Raw genomic sequence first — 15,832 nt, 5'->3', positions numbered from 1 at the left:
TTTCAAATGTCTGTGTCAGTTGGCTTCGACCGGCTCGATGTCGAAGGCCGCGGCAAGCAGCGACTTTGTATAGTCGGCCTTCGGATTTTGAAAGACCTCGGCCGCCGGTCCGCGTTCCACCACCTTGCCGAACCGCATGACGACAATCTCATTTGCCAGCGCCCGCACCACTTTCAGGTCATGACTGATGAAGAGATAAGCGAGATCATGCTTTTTCTGCAGGTCGGCGAGCAGATCGACCACCTGAGCCTGCACGCTCATATCGAGCGCCGAGGTCGGCTCATCCAGCATGACGAAGCGGGGTTTGAGCACCATGGCCCGGGCAATGGCGATACGCTGCCGCTGGCCGCCGGAAAATTCATGCGGGTAGCGCCAGCGCGTGGCGGCAGAAAGCCCGACCTCTTCCAGCGCCGCGCAAACGCGGGCATCACGCTCCGCCGCCGAAAGCGAGGTCTCATGGATTTTCAGGCCCTCGGCAATGATCTCACCGACCGACATGCGCGGGCTGAGCGAGCCATAGGGATCCTGAAACACGATCTGCATGCGGTTGCGATAGGGCTTCATCGCCTTGAAGGAAAAGCCGTCAATATCCTGGCCGATGAAGGCGATCCGGCCTTCAGACGCGATCATCCGCGTCAGAGCAAGGCCGAGCGTTGTCTTGCCGGAGCCGCTTTCGCCGACAATGCCGAGCGTTTCCCCGGCGCGTAGCTGGAGCGAAATGCCGTCAACCGCCTTCACGTGGTCAACCACCTTGCGCAGGAAGCCGGATTTGACCGGAAACCAGACCTTGACGTCATCAGCCGCCACCACGACCGGGCGCTGCGGATCATGCGGCGGCGGATCGCCCTTGGGCTCGGCGGCCAGCAGGTGCCTGGTATAGTCATGCTGCGGATTGTCGAAAATCTCGGCAACCGGCCCGCGTTCGACAATCTTTCCGCCGGTCATGACGCAGACCCGGTCGGCAAACTTGCGGACAATGCCGAGATCATGCGTGATGAACAGCAGCGACATGCCATATTCACGCTGCAGCTTTTTCAGAAGCTTCAGGATCTGCGCCTGAACCGTGACGTCCAGCGCGGTGGTCGGTTCATCGGCAATCAGCAGCTTCGGCCGGTTTGCGAGTGCCATGGCAATCATCACGCGTTGGCGCTGACCGCCGGAAAGCTCGTGCGGATAGGCAGAAAGCCGCTTTTCCGCATCGCGGATACCAACCTCATTCATGAGCGTCAGCACCCGCTCGCGCGCTTTCGGACCGGTGAGCCCTGCATGCAGCGCCAGCACTTCGCCGACCTGTTTTTCGATGGTCTGCAGCGGATTGAGCGAGGTCATCGGCTCCTGGAACACCATGGTGATCGCCGCGCCGCGCACCTGTCGCAGCCGCCGGTCGCTCACCGTCAGCAGGTCTTCGCCTTCAAACAGGATTTCGCCGGAGGGATGGCTGGCCGCAGGATAGGGCAGCAGCTTCAGCACCGAATTGGCGGTCACGGATTTGCCCGAACCCGATTCCCCCACCAGCGCCAGCACTTCGCCGGGCTGGATATCGAAGGAGACGTGATCGACGGCGAGGCTCGTCCCGAAGGCAACGGAGAGATCACGGACGGAGAGAAGCGGCGTGTCGGTCATTTGAACGTCTTCCTCGGATCAAAGGCATCACGCACCGCCTCGCCAACGAAGATCAGCAGCGACAGCATGATCGACATGGTGAAAAAGGCCGTCAGCCCGAGCCAGGGCGCCTGCAGGTTGCGCTTGCCCTGGGCGATCAGTTCTCCCAGTGACGGCGAACCCGGCGGCATGCCGAAGCCCAAGAAATCGAGCGATGTCAGCGTCGTGATCGACCCCGACAGGATGAAGGGCAGAAAGGTCAGCGTCGCCACCATCGCGTTGGGCAGAAGATGCCGGAACATGATGGTGCCGTTGCCGACACCGAGCGCACGCGCCGCATTCACATATTCGAAATTGCGCGCGCGCAGGAACTCAGCCCGGACCACGCCGACGAAACTGACCCAGGAAAACAGCAGCATGATGCCGAGCAGCACGAAGAAACCCGGCGGCAGCACCGCGGCGATGATCAGCAGGATGTAGAGCAGCGGCAGTGACGACCAGATCTCGATGAAACGCTGCATCAGAAGATCGACCCAGCCGCCGAAATAGCCCTGCACGGCCCCGGCACCGACCCCGACAATGGCTGAAAGAATGGTGAGGATCAGCCCGAACAGAACCGAAATGCGAAAGCCATAGAGTACGCGCGCCGCAACATCGCGCCCCAGATCATCGGTACCGAGCCAGTTCATATTGCCAAGCACGCAGCCCGGATCGTCAACACCCTTCTCATAACCGGCACAACGCTGCTCACGGCTCATGGTCCAGAATGGCGCGGTCGGCGCCGAATAGGGCACATTGGCATTGACGGTACGATAGGAATAGCGGATCGGCGGCCAGATCATCCAGCCATTGGCATTGATCTCATCCTGAATATAGGAGGAGCGGTAATCGGTCACCGCAAGGAAACCGCCAAACTTCTCCTCCGGATAATCAACGAGAACCGGGAACAGGATCTCGCCCTTGTAATCAACCACGATCGGCTTGTCATTGGCGACGAATTCCGAGCCGAGGCTGACGATGAAAAGCACGAGAAAGAGCCACAGCGACCAGTAGCCGCGCCGGTTGGCCTTGAAATTCTGCCAGCGCCTGGCATTCATCGGCGACAGGAACCGGCGCTTCGGCGCATCTTCCGGCAGAACGGGCGTCACGATATCGGCCATCTCACACATCCCTCTTTTCGAAATCGATGCGCGGATCGATCCAGGTGTAGATCAGGTCGGAAATCAGGCCGACAATGAGGCCGATGAGGGAAAAGATGTAAAGTGTGCCGAAGACCACGGGGTAGTCGCGGTTGACGACCGAGAGATAGCCGAGCCGCCCGAGACCATCGAGCGAGAAAATGTTCTCGATCAGCAGCGAACCGGTGAAGAAGGCCGAGATGAAAGCGCCGGGAAAGCCTGCAATGACGATCAGCATGGCATTGCGGAACACATGGCCGTAAAGCACCTGCCGCTCGGACAGCCCCTTGGCCCGGGCCGTGACCACATATTGCTTCTTGATCTCGTCAATGAAGGAATTCTTGGTCAGAAGCGTCGTTGTCGCAAAGGCTGACACCGACAGCGCAATGATCGGCAGGGTGATGTGCCAGAGATAATCGAGGATCTTCTGCCACCAGGACAGCGAGGCGAAATCATCCGAGACAAGCCCGCGCAAGGGGAACAGGTCAAAGAAGGAGCCGCCGGCAAACAGCACGATCAGCAGAATGCCGAACAGGAACGACGGCACGGCATAGCCGACCACCACGACCGCCGAGGTCCAGACATCGAAGCGCGAGCCGTCGCGCACCGCCTTGGCGATGCCGAGCGGGATGGAGATACCGTAGGACAGGATCAGGATCCAGACGCCGAGCGAGATCGATACGGGGAGCTTCTCGATGATCAGATCGATCACCGAGGTGTTGCGAAAGAAGCTGTCACCGAAGTCGAAGGTCGCGTAATCCCGCATCATCAGCAGGAAGCGTGTCAGCGGCGGTTTGTCGAAACCGAACTGCTTTTCCAGCTTCTTGATCAGCTCGGGATCCAGCCCCTGGGCGCCGCGATATTGCGACGACCCGCCACCATCGAAATTATCCATCGACATGCCGGCATCCGAGCCGCCGGAAATGCGCTCCTCGGCACCGCCGGCCTGACCGTTGAGCTGGGCGATGACCTGCTCGACCGGCCCGCCGGGCGCAAACTGCACCACAATAAAGGATATCGCCATGATGCCGATCAGCGTCGGGATCATCAGCAGAATTCGGCGCAGGATATAGCTTCCCATCAGCCCCCGGCCCTTGCAAACTCAAAATGCAGCACGTCTTTCCTCACTTGCCTCACTGGGCGACATCCGTCGACCACCAGGAATCCGGAAAGTCGAGCCCGTATTCGGGAAGGGTCGGATGGGTGATCCTGTCCCAGTAGGCGATGCGATAATTCTTCGAATAATAGAGCGGTATCACATAATCATGCGCCAGAAGAACCCGGTCCAGCGCCTTTGAGGCGGCGACCAGCTCGTCCCGATCCTTGGCGAAAATCACCCGGTTGATCAGCTGGTCGATGCCGGGATCGGAAATGCCGGCATAATTCTGCGAGCCAGGCTGATCCGCTGCTTTCGAGCCCCAGTAGTAAAGCTGCTCATTGCCGGGGCTGAGCGACTGGCCCCAGACATTCCAGATCATGTCATAGTCAAAATCATTGACCCGGTTCTGATACTGGGAATCATCAACCACCCGGATCGTCGCGGTAATGCCGATCTTGCGCAGCTCCTCCGTGTAGGGCAGCAAAACGACATCAAGGCCGGGATTGGAGATCAGGATTTCGAAGGTAAAGGGCTTGCCCGTACTGGTATTGATCATCTGCGTGCCCTTGCGCTCGAAACCGGCCTCCTTCAGGAGCTTCAGCGCCGCCATCAGGTTCTTGCGCTCATTGTCCTCCGAACCGCCGACCGGCAGCGTGTTGGGCGTATCGAAGACCGAAGCCGGAATCTGGTCCTTGACGCTGTTCAGGATGTCCAGTTCCTCACCCTCCGGCAGGCCGGAAGAGGCAAGCTCGGTGCCGAAGAAGAAGCTGTCGTCGCGCGCATAGGCGTTGGAAAGGGCCGTCCGGTTGATCGTTTCGAAATCAAAGGCGAGGATCAGCGCCTCGCGAACCCGCTGATCATCAAAGGGGGCGCGGCGCATGTTCGGCACCAGCGCCTGCATGATGCCGACCGAGCGCAACGGGTTCTGCACCTCCTCGCGCTTGACCTTGCCTTCGCTCACGGCCGGAAAATCATATTGCGTTGCCCAGCGCTTCGACCGGGTCTCGGTCCAGAAATCGAGAACGCCGGACCGGAAAGCCTCGAAGGCAACGTCGGGATCGGCGAAATAGAGATATTTGATCGTGCCGAAATTGCTGCGGCCGACATTGACCGGCAGATCCTTGCCCCAGTAATCATCGCGCAGCCTGTAGGTAATCGACCCGCCGGGATCAACACTGTCAATCACGTAAGGCCCGGAGCCGATCGGCACCGACAGCGTCGTCTTGGAAATGTCGCGCGGCTTGCCGTCAGCGCCATTCGCTTCCCACCAATGCTTCGGGAAAACCAGCAATTGCCCGGTGATCTGCGGCAGTTCGCGATTGCCCTTTTCATCGAAATGAAAGGTGACCTCATGGTCTCCGGTGACTTCGGCGCTCGTCACATGACGGTAGTAATTGGCCTGCTGAACATTATCGGCCTTCAGCGCGTTGAATGAAAAGACCACATCTTCCGGCGTGACCGGTGTCCCGTCGGAAAAGCGGGCCTCGGGCCTGAGCCTGTAGGTCACCTGCGAATAGTCGTCGGGATAGCGCAGCGCTTCGGCCAGAAGCCCGTATTCGGTCGAGATCTCATCGGGAGACGAGGTCATCAGCGTTTCGAAGACCAGGCCAAGACCGGATGCCTTGACGCCACTATCGGGAACGGGATTGAGCGAATCAAATGTGCCGATCGCCGGCAGGGTGACCGTGCCGCCTTTCGGCGCCTTGGCGTTGACATAGGCGAAGTGATCGAAGCCATCAGGGTAGAGCGGATCACCAACGAGCGCGACCGCCGTGCGCCAGGGGCTTTCATCCTCCGCCCGGACAGAACCTGTCGCCACAAGGCAACAGAGGAGGACGCCGGTACCGGCAAGCGCTCGTTTCCACATAATTCAGCCTTTTCCCGAGATTACTTTTTTGTTCCTATAATCGAAAATAAGCAAAATTCGGTCAGACTACACAAGACCCATTTATCGTATTTGCGCATGACAGGCCCGGTCAGGGCGCCACAAAGCCGCCGCTGCACCGCATTCTGGAGAAAGAGATGAGATTGAAAAAACTTGTTTTGGCTCTGTCTGCCCTTCTCGCAAGCCTAGCGCCGGCGCTTGCCGAAGATCCGCCCTCGGCCAAGGTTCTGTTCGCCTCGGTATCGACCCCGTCGGCCGGCCCTGCCCGGGCCATCGGCTTTTATGCCGATGGCTGCCTGTCCGGCGCTCAGGCGCTGCCGATCGACGGGCAGACCTGGCAGGCAATGCGGCTGTCGCGCAACCGCCGATTCGGTACGCCGGAACTCATCAACATGATCGAGAAGCTTTCCAGCGATGCCGCGCAATATGATGGCTGGCCCGGCCTGCTGGTCGGCGACATGTCAGAGCCGCGCGGCGGCCCGATGATTTCCGGTCACGCCTCCCACCAGATCGGCCTTGATGTCGATATCTGGCTGACGCCGATGCCGGACCACCGGCTGTCACTGCGTGAACGCGAGGATTTGTCAGCACAATCCGTGCTGAAGAATGATGGCACGCTGTTTATCGATCCGAAAAAATTCACCCCCGCCGGCGAGAAGCTGGTCATGCGGGCGGCGAGCTACCCGGAAGTGCAGCGGATTTTCGTCCATCCCGGCATCAAGAAGGACCTTTGCGACAACTGGAAAGGCGACCGCTCCAACCTCGCCAAGGTACGTCCCTATTGGGGCCATGACGACCATATCCATATCCGCCTGTTCTGCCCGAAAGGCCAGACGGACTGCACGGCGCAGAATGCCGTCGACATGAAGGATGACGGCTGTGGCGAGAACCTCGCCTGGTGGCTTTCCGACGCGCCATGGAAACCGGCCGAACCCGTCAAACCGGCCAAACCGACCAAGCCAGCAAAGAAGCCAAGCCGCCCTTCCTACAAGATCCTCTCGGACCTGCCGAAGGCCTGCGCCGCCGTACTGACCGCCGCCGCCCCTTCGCCGCTGCCGGCTGCCGCACTGACGCCGGCAATCCCGCTGCCGCCACTGGCGCCCTGGCCGGAGATCGGCCCCGTGCCGACCCCAAGACCGGCCGGCTGAAACAATCGAAAGGCGATTTTCGGTTGGCCCTTCCAAACCGCTTTGGCTTGATGTAGGTCATTGAAGCAACCTAAATCGATTGTATTACCTCAAGCCGCAAGGAAGGGCATTGCCTCGACCTTTCACGGCGACGCTGTCGCCCTCGAAGACTGTTCTCGTAGCCGAAACGGACGGACGGGCGAAACCGGATGAGAAAGGCCCTGGCGACTTAAAAGTTTCAACCGGAGCGACCATATTGACGTCGAACTGGTTGAAGCAGACGTCCAACCCGGTCTAAATGCCGTCAGATACCGTCACAGAGCCTTCGACGAAAAGGCAGATATGGGAAACACCATGGCCAAATCCAGTGATATTGATCAGCCCCTCTCCTTTCCGATTCTGATCGGCGACATCGGCGGCACGAATGCCCGCTTCTCGCTGCTGGTGGACCCCTATGCCGAGCCGCGCGATTTTCCGATCGTCCACACCAAGGAATTCGCAACCATAGGCGAGGCCATCCAGGCCGGCGTGATGGACAAGTCGTCGCTGCAGCCGCGCTCGGCCATTCTGGCCGTTGCCGGCCCGATCCGTGGCGACGAGATCCCGCTTACCAATTGCGACTGGGTGGTCAAGCCGAAGGAAATGATCAGCGAGCTTGGCTTGGAAGATGTTCTGATTATCAATGATTTCGAGGCGCAGGCGCTGGCAATCGCCAACATGCCGGACAAATATCGCGTCGCGATCGCCCCGCGCCCGGACACGATGATGGCTTCACGCGTGGTGCTGGGTCCGGGAACCGGCCTTGGTGTTGCAGGGCTCGTCTACGCCCAGCACAAATGGATCCCTGTTCCCGGTGAAGGCGGCCACGTCGATCTCGGCCCGCGCAGCAAGCGCGATCTCGAAATCTTCCCCTATATCAAGACCATTGAGGGACGCGTCGCTGCCGAGCAGATCCTCTGCGGCCGCGGCATGGTCAATCTCTACAACGCCATCTGCATGGCGGACGGGATCACGCCGAGTCTTGTCGAACCCTCTGATGTCAGCCATGCCGGTCTTGATGGCTCCAACGAGCAGGCGGTGGAAACCCTGTCGCTTTTCGCCACCTATCTCGGCCGCATCGCCGGCGACATGGCGATGATCTTCATGGCCCGCGGCGGTGTCTATCTGGCCGGCGGCATTTCGGAAAAGATCCTGCCAGCGCTGCAAAAGCCCGAATTTCGCGCCGCCTTCGAAGACAAGGCACCGCATGATGCGCTGATGCAGGCGATCCCGACCTATGTCGTCACCCATCCGCTGGCAGCCCTTGCAGGCCTTGCCACCTATGCCCGCACGCCCGGCCGTTTCGGACTGGCGCTTGAAAACCGCCGCTGGCGCGGCTGAAGCCTCCACGCCTCGGCCGGATCCGGCGGAGGCGTGTTCCCACAGCGCCGAAAGCCCCCTCCTTGAGAAAAATGGCCCGCCAGTCTTGTAACCGGCTTTCGGATATCCATTTAAATGAGCAAGCAATCACTCATAAAAGTGAGGCCACTGTGGCGCGTCCGATATCCGAAGAAAAACGAAAGGCAATTCTTGCCGCCGCAACCCGGCTGATCGCGTCGGAAGGCACGAGCGTATCGACCGCAAAGATCGCCCGTGCCGCAGGTGTGGCCGAGGGGACGGTGTTCATCTATTTCGCCAGCAAGGACGTGCTTATCAATGCCCTGTTTCTGGAACTGGAAGGCGAGCTGGCCGCTGCCCTGAACCCGCCGGTCAGCGAGGCCGCCGACGGCGTCGATGTCGTCCGGGCCATCTGGAATGCACTGATCGACTGGGGAGCTGCCAATGGCGAGAAATGGCGCACGCTCAAGAAACTCAAGATCAGCGAGCAGGTGAGCGCTGCAAGCCATGATCAGGGCGCCCAATGCTTCGCTGCGTCATCGGGACGGCTGGAAGCCGCGATTGGCAGTGTCGCCCGCAGTGACCTGACAATGGACTATATCACCGCCCTCATCCATGGCCTGGCCGAACTGACCTTCGAGAAGATCGCCGCGGAACCAAAGCAAGCCGGCCATTTTCGCACAGCAGGCTTCGATATTTTCTGGAACGGCATCACCGGCCCAGCCGTCCCAGCCGTCCCAGCCTGAAGACTTCATGCCACGCATCATCGCAAGGCCGATCTGCCGGCCTGTATGTTGCCAAATAAATGCCTGATTACTCACTCATAAAAAGGAACGGATCATGACCAAAGTCTGGCTCATAACCGGAAGCGCCCACGGACTGGGCGAAAGCATTGCCCGCGCCGCCATTGAAGCCGGTGACCGGGTTGTCGCAACAGCGCGGCGGCCTGCAGAACTGCAGCCGCTGCTTGAGACATTCGGCGAAAACCTGCGCCCCTTCGCCCTGGATGTAACCGATGAGGCGGCGGCAAAGGCGGCCGTGGACTTTGCCGTGGAAAGTTTCGGTCGGCTGGATATTCTCGTCAACAATGCGGGCTATGGCCAGTTCCTGCCTTTCGAACAGGCAAGCCTTGCTGATTTCCGCGCCCAGATCGAGACCAATCTGTTCGGCGTCGTCAACACAACCCATGCTGCACTGCCGGTCATGCGTGCCCAGCGTTCCGGCCATATCATCAACATTTCCTCGATTGGCGGACGTGTCACCAGCCCGGGCATGGCGGCCTATCAGTCAGCAAAATGGGCGGTCAGCGGCTTTTCTGAGGTGATTGCCAAGGAAACCGCTGCGTTCGGCATTCACACCATTTCCGTCGAACCCGGCAGTATCCGCACCAATTGGGGCAAGGTCGCACGTGGTGACGTGCCGCCCTTCCTGCCCGACTACCAGACGAGCATGGGCGCGATGGCTGACCTTCTGAAGCAGGTCATCGGCCATGAGACCGGCGATCCCGACCGCATTGCCGCCGTGATCCTCGACCTTTCCCGCCGCGATGATCTGCCCGACCATCTGGTTCTCGGCACCGACGCACTCACTTTCCTCAAGGAGGCCGACGAAAAGCGCCTGAAGGAGGGGGCAGCCTGGGAGGCCATAAGCCGCTCGATCGATTTTGATGATGCCGATTTCTCCGCAATCGGCAGGTTTGGCAAGCTGCACGGGTAAAGCCTGCGCCACGATGCCGGCGGATCGTGCCCGCCGGCATCGGGCGCCCAAACCCCTCCGGCCACCGCCATGACGCAGCGGGCGCTAGCGATTCATCGCACCAGGCCCTAGAAACGACAGGTAATTGATTGTATTGAACATCCACTCAGCAGCACGACAGGATTACACCCCTTGGCAAAGCACCCCAGGAACCTCAACAATGCGGAAGGTACAGTCGGGCTTTACCCGGTGATGAAGCGTGTCTTCTCGGAAAATGCGCGCGAGCATTTCTGGGGCTATACCTTCTCGACCCTCTGCCTGATGGCCGTTGCCGGCTGCACCGCCTTCTCCGCCTGGATCATGCAGACGGTGGTCGACGAGATCTTTGCCAATCAGCGCGGCGACCTGGTCGCGCTGGTGTGTTTTTCGGTCTTTCTCGCCTTCACCATCCGCGGCTTTGCCACCTATGGCCAGTCGGTCGTGCTCAACATGATCGGCAACAACATTATCGCGCGCTACCAGCGCAAGGTGTTCGATCACCTGATGAACCTGTCGCTGACCTATTACAGCGAGGAGCGGTCGGCCAAGCTGATTGCCCAGCTGAACCAGAATATCGGCGGTATCCGCGACATGATGAACCTCGTCATCACCTCGGCGGCACGCGATGCGCTGTCGGTGATCGCGCTCGTCGGTGTGATGATCGCCAAGGACCCGATGCTGACGCTGATCGTTTTCGTCGCCGCCCCGCCGGTGGTGATTTCGCTGCGCAGCATTTCGCGCAAGATGCGCAAGGTCTCGCGCGAAACGGTCGAGATCGGCTCGCGCACCTTTGCCGCCATGCAGGAAAGCGTGCAGGGCATTGCCGTGGTCAAGGCCTTCACCATGGAAGACCTGCTGCGCGACAAGGTCGGCAAGCTGATCGACCGCTCGGAAAACCGCAATAACCGCGCCGCCAAGCTTTCCCAGCGCACCGTGCCGCTGACGGAGACCTTTGCCGGTGGCGCCATTGCCGCCGTCATCGCCTATGCCGGCTATCGCACCATCTATCACGCCGTTCCGCCCGGCTCCTTTTTCGCCTTCATCACCGCTGTCCTGATGGCCTATGATCCGGCTAAACGTCTGGCCAAGCTGCAGGTGCAGCTGGAGCGGGCCGCCATCAATGCCAGCATGCTCTACGAGGTGCTCGACACGATCCCGCATCAGCCCGATGACGAAGATGCCGGGCCGCTTGTGGTCGGCAAGGCGGAAATCCGGCTGGATGATGTCGTCTTCGGTTATGGCCGCACGGAAATCCTGAAGTCGGTGAGCTTCGTTGCCGAAGGCGGCAAGACCACGGCGCTGGTGGGACCGTCAGGGGCCGGCAAGAGCACGATCATCTCGCTCATTCCCCGGTTCTACGATATCCGCTCCGGCCGGATCACCATTGACGGAACGGATCTCGATCGGGTGACCAAGCATTCGCTGCGCAGCCAGATTGCCTATGTAAGCCAGCGGCCCTATCTCTTCGAAGGTTCGATTGCCGACAATATCCGCTATGGCCGCCCCGGTGCCAGCGACGAGGATGTCCGTGAAGCCGCCCGGCTTGCCTATGCGCATGATTTCATTCTCGCCCAGCCGCAGGGCTATGACACACCGATCGGCGAAAGCGGCAGCACGCTGTCCGGCGGCCAGCAGCAGCGTATCTCGATCGCCCGTGCCATCTTGCGCGATGCTCCGATCCTGCTTCTCGACGAGGCAACCTCGGCGCTCGATGCGGAATCGGAAGCCTTTGTCCAGAAGGCGCTGGATGAAGCCATGCGCGGGCGCACGGTGATCGTTGTCGCGCACCGTCTTTCAACCGTCGTCAACGCCGACAAGATCATCGTCATGCATGAGGGCCAGGTGGTCGAGGAAGGGACGCATCGCCAGCTGATCGCGAAGCCCGGTGGCCTCTATGCCCATCTGAGCGAGCTGCAGTTCAATGCCGGTTCCGACACGGCCCTGAATGATGACTGAGGGCCGGCCATGGCCACTGTCGGCCTTTCGCCATTGACGCAAAGCGGGTTATAGAGGCAAACAGAATGCAGTCCGGGCAGCCATGCCCGAAACAGGGCCGGGCCGCCGCCCGGCCAACAGACCAGGAAAAGACATGACCGAAAAGGCAATGAAACTCGTCGTCGTGGGTGCCAGCGGGCGGATGGGCAAGGCGCTCATCCGCATCATCGCCGAAACCGAGGGTGCCGTCCTTCATGCCGCCGTCGAGCGTGAAGGCAGCCCGATGATCGGCAGGGATGCCGGCGAAATGGCCGGCATCGAGGCCCTCGGCGTTGCCGTGACCGACGCGCCGCTGGACGCCTTTCTGCATGCCGATGGCGTGCTTGATTTCACAGCGCCCGCCGCAACCGTTGAATTTGCCGGGCTTGCTGCCCAGGCCCGCATCGTCCACGTGATCGGCACGACCGGTCTTTCGCAGGCCGATGAGACACAGATCAAGGCGGCCGCCCGCCATGCACGTATCATCAAATCTGGAAATATGAGTCTCGGGGTCAATCTGCTTGGCGTTCTCGTGCGCCAGGCAGCCGCTGCCTTGTCTGCAAAAGGCTGGGATATCGAAGTTCTGGAAATGCATCATCGCCACAAGGTCGATGCACCGTCCGGAACGGCGCTTCTGCTCGGCGAAGAGGCAGCCAAGGGCCGCAAGGTGGATCTGCGCGATAAGGCCGTGCGAAGCCGCGACGGCCATACCGGCGCGCGGCCGGAAGGTGCGATCGGTTTTGCCTCGCTGCGCGGCGGATCGGTGGTCGGCGAGCATTCGGTGCTGCTGGCTGGCGAGGGTGAGGTTGTGACGCTGTCCCACAGCGCGCTCGACCGCAGCATTTTCGCCCGGGGCGGCGTTCAGGCCGCTCTCTGGGGCAAGGACAAGAAACCCGGTCTCTATTCCATGCTCGACGTGCTCGGGCTTTCCGATAGTTAAATGTAACACTGCTAAGTCTTGAAGGAACATTGTCATGAGCGGAACTCTGGTTCTGGTGCGCCACGGCCAAAGCGAATGGAATCTGAAAAACCTCTTCACCGGCTGGAAGGATCCGGATCTGACCGAGCTCGGCGTTCAGGAGGCAACGGCCGGCGGCAAGGCGCTGGCCGAAACCGGCATCAAATTCGACGTCGCCTACACCTCGGCGCTCACCCGCGCCCAGCACACCTGCAGGCTGGTTCTTGAACAGATCGGCCAAAGCGACCTTGAGACCATCAAGGATCAGGCCCTCAACGAACGCGACTATGGCGATCTTGCCGGCCTCAACAAGGATGATGCACGCGAGAAATGGGGCGAGGAACAGGTCCATATCTGGCGCCGCTCCTATGACGTACCCCCGCCCGGCGGCGAAAGCCTGAAGGATACCGGCGCCCGCGTCTGGCCCTATTACATGACCGAGATCCTGCCGCGCGTTCTCCGCGGCGAAAAGGTTCTGGTCGCCGCTCACGGCAATTCGCTGCGCGCCCTCGTCATGGTGCTGGACCGCCTGAGCCAGGAAGAGATCCTCAAGCTCAACCTCGCCACCGGCGTGCCGATGGTCTACACGCTGAACGCCGATTCCACCGTCGCCAGCAAGAAGGTTCTCGGCGACATGTCCGCCGCCCACTGAGGCCGCAGACAGCGGGAATTTCAAAAGGGGCGGTCTTCGGGCCGCCCTCAGATTGCTGACAAACCTCGCTCCTTTTTCTGACGTCATGCCTGTGCTTGTCACAGGCATCCAGCCGACGCGCGTCTGCGCGGCGAAAGGACTTGTCTATTCAATGCCTTATGAATCTGGATCCCCGTGACAAGCACGGGGATGACGACGGAGGGAGGGGCTGCTCCACCTCAAATATGCAATATGAATGGCTTTGTCAGCAGTCTGGGGGCGGTCTTCGGGCCGCCCTTTTTCAGTCCAGATCGGCCGCGTCAATCGTCAGCCGCACCCGGTCGGCGGCAAAGCGGCTTACGGAATACTGGATCGGCCGGCCGGCCAGATCGGTATTGACCGAACGGGCAACAAGCAGGATCGCGCCGGGGGAAAGGTTCAGCGCTGCGCAGTCTTCGGGGCTGGCATGGCGCGCCGTCACCTCTGTCTCGCGCCTGAGATAATCCTCGACGCCAAAACGCTTCAGCGCTGCAGTGACCGACAGGGTTTCGGCAAGCACGCCGCCAATCTCGCCGAAGCGGTCGGCGGGGAAAAAGCTGGTCGCCCGCGACAGCGCCACGCCATCGGCGCGCCGCACGGTCTCGGTGCGGATCACCTCGTCACCATCGTCCAGTGCGAGTGCGCGCGCCACCCGCCCCGGCGCCTGCTCGCGCGCCGCCTCCAGCAGGCTGCCGGAAAAAACCCGTGCCTGCTCGCCGAGCCCTGCGGAAAACCGGGTACGGCGCGAAATCGGAAAAGCAAAATCGGCCTGTCTTGCGATGAAGGTCCCTCGTCCGCGTTCCGAGCGCACGACGCCCTCCTGCGCCAGCGCCGCAAGGGCTGCGCGCACCGTATGGCGGTTGACAGCAAAACGGGCGGCAAGCTCCATCTCCGGCGGCACCATGCCGGTGGAATCAAAGCTGCCGGCGGCAATCTCCTGCCGGATCAGGTCGGCAATCTGACGCCAGAGCGCAACGCCATTGCTGCGTGCAAGCGTGGACACGCCGGCAATCTCCGCTTCGCTTCTTTCCACTGACGCCGCCCCCGATCCATATTCCGACTTCATAAACCTGTCACAGCATGGTTCTATAACCATAGGCATATGTATAGTTGTCTATATTAATAGACATTTAGAGGTTTGGCAATGACATCCGCTGAAGCAGAAAAACTGAATGCCGGCCAGAAGGCACGGAAAAAGGCCGCCGGTCTTCTGGCCCGCGCCAGCGCCGAAGAACTGGGCAGCGCCCTGAACCGCCTCGCCCCCGATGAAGCCGTCAGCCCCTTGCGCGGTCCCGAAACCGGCCTTGTGATGCTGCGTGGACGGATCGGCGGCGGCGGTGCCGCTTTCAATCTGGGCGAGGCAACCGCCAGCCGCGCTTCGGTCCGCCTCGCCGATGGCCGGGTGGGACATGGTTATTGTCTGGGAGCCGATCGCCGCAAGGCGCAGATGATCGCCATCATCGATGCGCTGATGCAGCGCTCCGAACTTGCCGCACTGATCGACACGACACTGCTCGCCCCGCTTGATACGCGGCTTGCCGGCGAGCGCAGCAGACAGGCCGAGGAAACGGCAGCGACGCGTGTCGACTTTTTCACAATGGTCCGGGGAGAAGACTGATGGACGGAAAAGCCGCAATCCTTCACGGCGGGTTTCCAGATCCCGTTTTCAACGCCCAGTCCGTGTTCCGCAACGTCATGGAAGCCATGGCCGAGCCCGGAACAATCCGGACCATCGCCGAATCGGCGGAGGCACCCGGGCCGGTCGGGCCCGCCATGAGCGCTGCCCTGCTGACGCTTCTCGACAATGACACGCCCTGCTGGCTGACCCAGAGCCTGTCCGACACCGTCCTCGCCAGCTGGATCTCCTTTCACACCGGCGCGACGGTGACGGATGAGAAGGCTCTCGCCGCCTTCGCCGTGATCGAGAAAGGCGCAGCCGTGCCCTCTTTCGAGCTTTTCGCCACCGGCAGCCAGGACTATCCCGACCGCTCGACGACGCTGATCATTGAGCTCGCATCGCTTGATGCGGGCGATCGGCTCACCCTGTCCGGCCCCGGCATTGATGGCAGCCGTGACGTGATGCTCACTGGCCTGCCGCCGCATTTTCTTGCCCGCTGGGCCGGAAACCGCGCCAGCTTCCCGCGCGGCATCGACATCATCTTTACCTGTCGCAATGCCATTCTCTGCCTGCCGCGCTCCACCACAGTCATGACCAAGGAGGGCTGAAC

The 15,832-nt window shown here is 60.9% G+C and carries 14 protein-coding genes; 9 read left to right on the top strand and 5 right to left on the bottom strand.

Annotated features, from left to right (window positions below; genetic code table 11):
• Nucleotides 1-15: 15 nt before the first annotated feature.
• The 4 genes from HCK86_RS19720 to HCK86_RS19705 are packed head-to-tail and all read right to left on the bottom strand — an operon-like array spanning nucleotide 16 to nucleotide 5,746.
• Nucleotides 16-1,623: an ABC transporter ATP-binding protein gene (locus tag HCK86_RS19720; protein ID WP_176086196.1), complete on the bottom strand. Its 1,608-nt coding sequence runs from the start codon at nucleotides 1,621-1,623 to the stop codon at nucleotides 16-18.
• Nucleotides 1,620-2,771, bottom strand: a complete 1,152-nt coding sequence (locus HCK86_RS19715; RefSeq protein ID WP_176086195.1) for an ABC transporter permease — start codon at nucleotides 2,769-2,771, stop codon at nucleotides 1,620-1,622. Before HCK86_RS19715 ends, HCK86_RS19720 begins: the two co-directional genes overlap by 4 nt.
• Nucleotides 2,764-3,861, bottom strand: coding sequence for a microcin C ABC transporter permease YejB (locus HCK86_RS19710; RefSeq protein ID WP_176086194.1), 1,098 nt, complete (start codon nucleotides 3,859-3,861; stop codon nucleotides 2,764-2,766). The genes HCK86_RS19715 and HCK86_RS19710 overlap by 8 nt, the downstream gene beginning before the upstream one ends.
• 52 nt (nucleotides 3,862-3,913) lie before the next feature.
• Nucleotides 3,914-5,746 (bottom strand): extracellular solute-binding protein, encoded by a 1,833-nt coding sequence (locus tag HCK86_RS19705; protein WP_176086193.1) that lies wholly within the window; start codon nucleotides 5,744-5,746, stop codon nucleotides 3,914-3,916.
• A 155-nt stretch (nucleotides 5,747-5,901) separates the two neighbouring features.
• On the opposite strand from HCK86_RS19705, the gene mepA reads away from it, so the two are divergent.
• The 7 genes from mepA (at nucleotide 5,902) to HCK86_RS19670 (ending at nucleotide 13,586) form a co-directional block, all read left to right on the top strand.
• On the top strand, nucleotides 5,902-6,912 hold the full coding sequence (mepA, locus tag HCK86_RS19700; RefSeq protein ID WP_176086192.1) for a penicillin-insensitive murein endopeptidase: 1,011 nt from the start codon (nucleotides 5,902-5,904) through the stop codon (nucleotides 6,910-6,912).
• 333 nt (nucleotides 6,913-7,245) lie between these two features.
• Complete coding sequence (locus tag HCK86_RS19695) at nucleotides 7,246-8,271, top strand: glucokinase (RefSeq protein WP_176086191.1); 1,026 nt, start codon at nucleotides 7,246-7,248, stop codon at nucleotides 8,269-8,271.
• A gap of 149 nt (nucleotides 8,272-8,420) precedes the next feature.
• Nucleotides 8,421-9,014, top strand: a complete 594-nt coding sequence (locus HCK86_RS19690; protein ID WP_176086190.1) for a TetR/AcrR family transcriptional regulator — start codon at nucleotides 8,421-8,423, stop codon at nucleotides 9,012-9,014.
• Nucleotides 9,015-9,108: 94 nt separating this feature from the next.
• A complete protein-coding gene (locus tag HCK86_RS19685; protein ID WP_176086189.1) occupies nucleotides 9,109-9,984 on the top strand; it encodes an SDR family NAD(P)-dependent oxidoreductase in 876 nt (291 codons plus the stop codon).
• A gap of 231 nt (nucleotides 9,985-10,215) precedes the next feature.
• Nucleotides 10,216-11,958 (top strand): ABC transporter ATP-binding protein, encoded by a 1,743-nt coding sequence (locus HCK86_RS19680; RefSeq protein WP_176086260.1) that lies wholly within the window; start codon nucleotides 10,216-10,218, stop codon nucleotides 11,956-11,958.
• A 133-nt stretch (nucleotides 11,959-12,091) separates the two neighbouring features.
• Nucleotides 12,092-12,916, top strand: a complete 825-nt coding sequence (gene dapB / locus HCK86_RS19675) for a 4-hydroxy-tetrahydrodipicolinate reductase (protein WP_176086188.1) — start codon at nucleotides 12,092-12,094, stop codon at nucleotides 12,914-12,916.
• A gap of 34 nt (nucleotides 12,917-12,950) precedes the next feature.
• A complete protein-coding gene (locus HCK86_RS19670; RefSeq protein WP_176086187.1) occupies nucleotides 12,951-13,586 on the top strand; it encodes a 2,3-bisphosphoglycerate-dependent phosphoglycerate mutase in 636 nt (211 codons plus the stop codon).
• Between the two features lie 280 nt (nucleotides 13,587-13,866).
• Here HCK86_RS19670 and phnF read toward each other — a convergent pair whose 3' ends face one another.
• Nucleotides 13,867-14,616, bottom strand: coding sequence for a phosphonate metabolism transcriptional regulator PhnF (gene phnF, locus HCK86_RS19665; protein WP_176086259.1), 750 nt, complete (start codon nucleotides 14,614-14,616; stop codon nucleotides 13,867-13,869).
• A gap of 132 nt (nucleotides 14,617-14,748) precedes the next feature.
• Here phnF and phnG point away from each other — a divergent pair, with 132 nt between their 5' ends.
• Together phnG and phnH are read left to right on the top strand one after the other, a co-directional pair.
• Nucleotides 14,749-15,222, top strand: a complete 474-nt coding sequence (gene phnG / locus HCK86_RS19660) for a phosphonate C-P lyase system protein PhnG (RefSeq protein WP_176086186.1) — start codon at nucleotides 14,749-14,751, stop codon at nucleotides 15,220-15,222.
• Nucleotides 15,222-15,830 (top strand): phosphonate C-P lyase system protein PhnH, encoded by a 609-nt coding sequence (gene phnH / locus HCK86_RS19655; protein ID WP_176086185.1) that lies wholly within the window; start codon nucleotides 15,222-15,224, stop codon nucleotides 15,828-15,830. The genes phnG and phnH overlap by 1 nt, the downstream gene beginning before the upstream one ends.
• Nucleotides 15,831-15,832: the final 2 nt, after the last annotated feature.

The sequence above is a fragment of the Martelella sp. HB161492 genome (assembly GCF_013184775.1).
GTDB lineage: Bacteria > Pseudomonadota > Alphaproteobacteria > Rhizobiales > Rhizobiaceae > Martelella.
Note: the sequence above shows the minus strand (reverse complement) of the source record. Positions and strands in the feature narration are given on the sequence as shown.

What these genes read in the sequence shown, in the direction of transcription:
- HCK86_RS19720 (WP_176086196.1), bottom strand. Translation starts at nt 1,623, where the DNA reads ATGACCGACACGCCGCTTCTCTCCGTCCGTGATCTCTCCGTTGCCTTC.
- HCK86_RS19715 (WP_176086195.1), bottom strand. Translation starts at nt 2,771, where the DNA reads ATGTGTGAGATGGCCGATATCGTGACGCCCGTTCTGCCGGAAGATGCG.
- HCK86_RS19710 (WP_176086194.1), bottom strand. Translation starts at nt 3,861, where the DNA reads ATGGGAAGCTATATCCTGCGCCGAATTCTGCTGATGATCCCGACGCTG.
- HCK86_RS19705 (WP_176086193.1), bottom strand. Translation starts at nt 5,746, where the DNA reads ATGTGGAAACGAGCGCTTGCCGGTACCGGCGTCCTCCTCTGTTGCCTT.
- mepA (WP_176086192.1), top strand. Translation starts at nt 5,902, where the DNA reads ATGAGATTGAAAAAACTTGTTTTGGCTCTGTCTGCCCTTCTCGCAAGC.
- HCK86_RS19695 (WP_176086191.1), top strand. Translation starts at nt 7,246, where the DNA reads ATGGCCAAATCCAGTGATATTGATCAGCCCCTCTCCTTTCCGATTCTG.
- HCK86_RS19685 (WP_176086189.1), top strand. Translation starts at nt 9,109, where the DNA reads ATGACCAAAGTCTGGCTCATAACCGGAAGCGCCCACGGACTGGGCGAA.
- HCK86_RS19680 (WP_176086260.1), top strand. Translation starts at nt 10,216, where the DNA reads ATGAAGCGTGTCTTCTCGGAAAATGCGCGCGAGCATTTCTGGGGCTAT.
- dapB (WP_176086188.1), top strand. Translation starts at nt 12,092, where the DNA reads ATGACCGAAAAGGCAATGAAACTCGTCGTCGTGGGTGCCAGCGGGCGG.
- HCK86_RS19670 (WP_176086187.1), top strand. Translation starts at nt 12,951, where the DNA reads ATGAGCGGAACTCTGGTTCTGGTGCGCCACGGCCAAAGCGAATGGAAT.
- phnG (WP_176086186.1), top strand. Translation starts at nt 14,749, where the DNA reads ATGACATCCGCTGAAGCAGAAAAACTGAATGCCGGCCAGAAGGCACGG.
- phnH (WP_176086185.1), top strand. Translation starts at nt 15,222, where the DNA reads ATGGACGGAAAAGCCGCAATCCTTCACGGCGGGTTTCCAGATCCCGTT.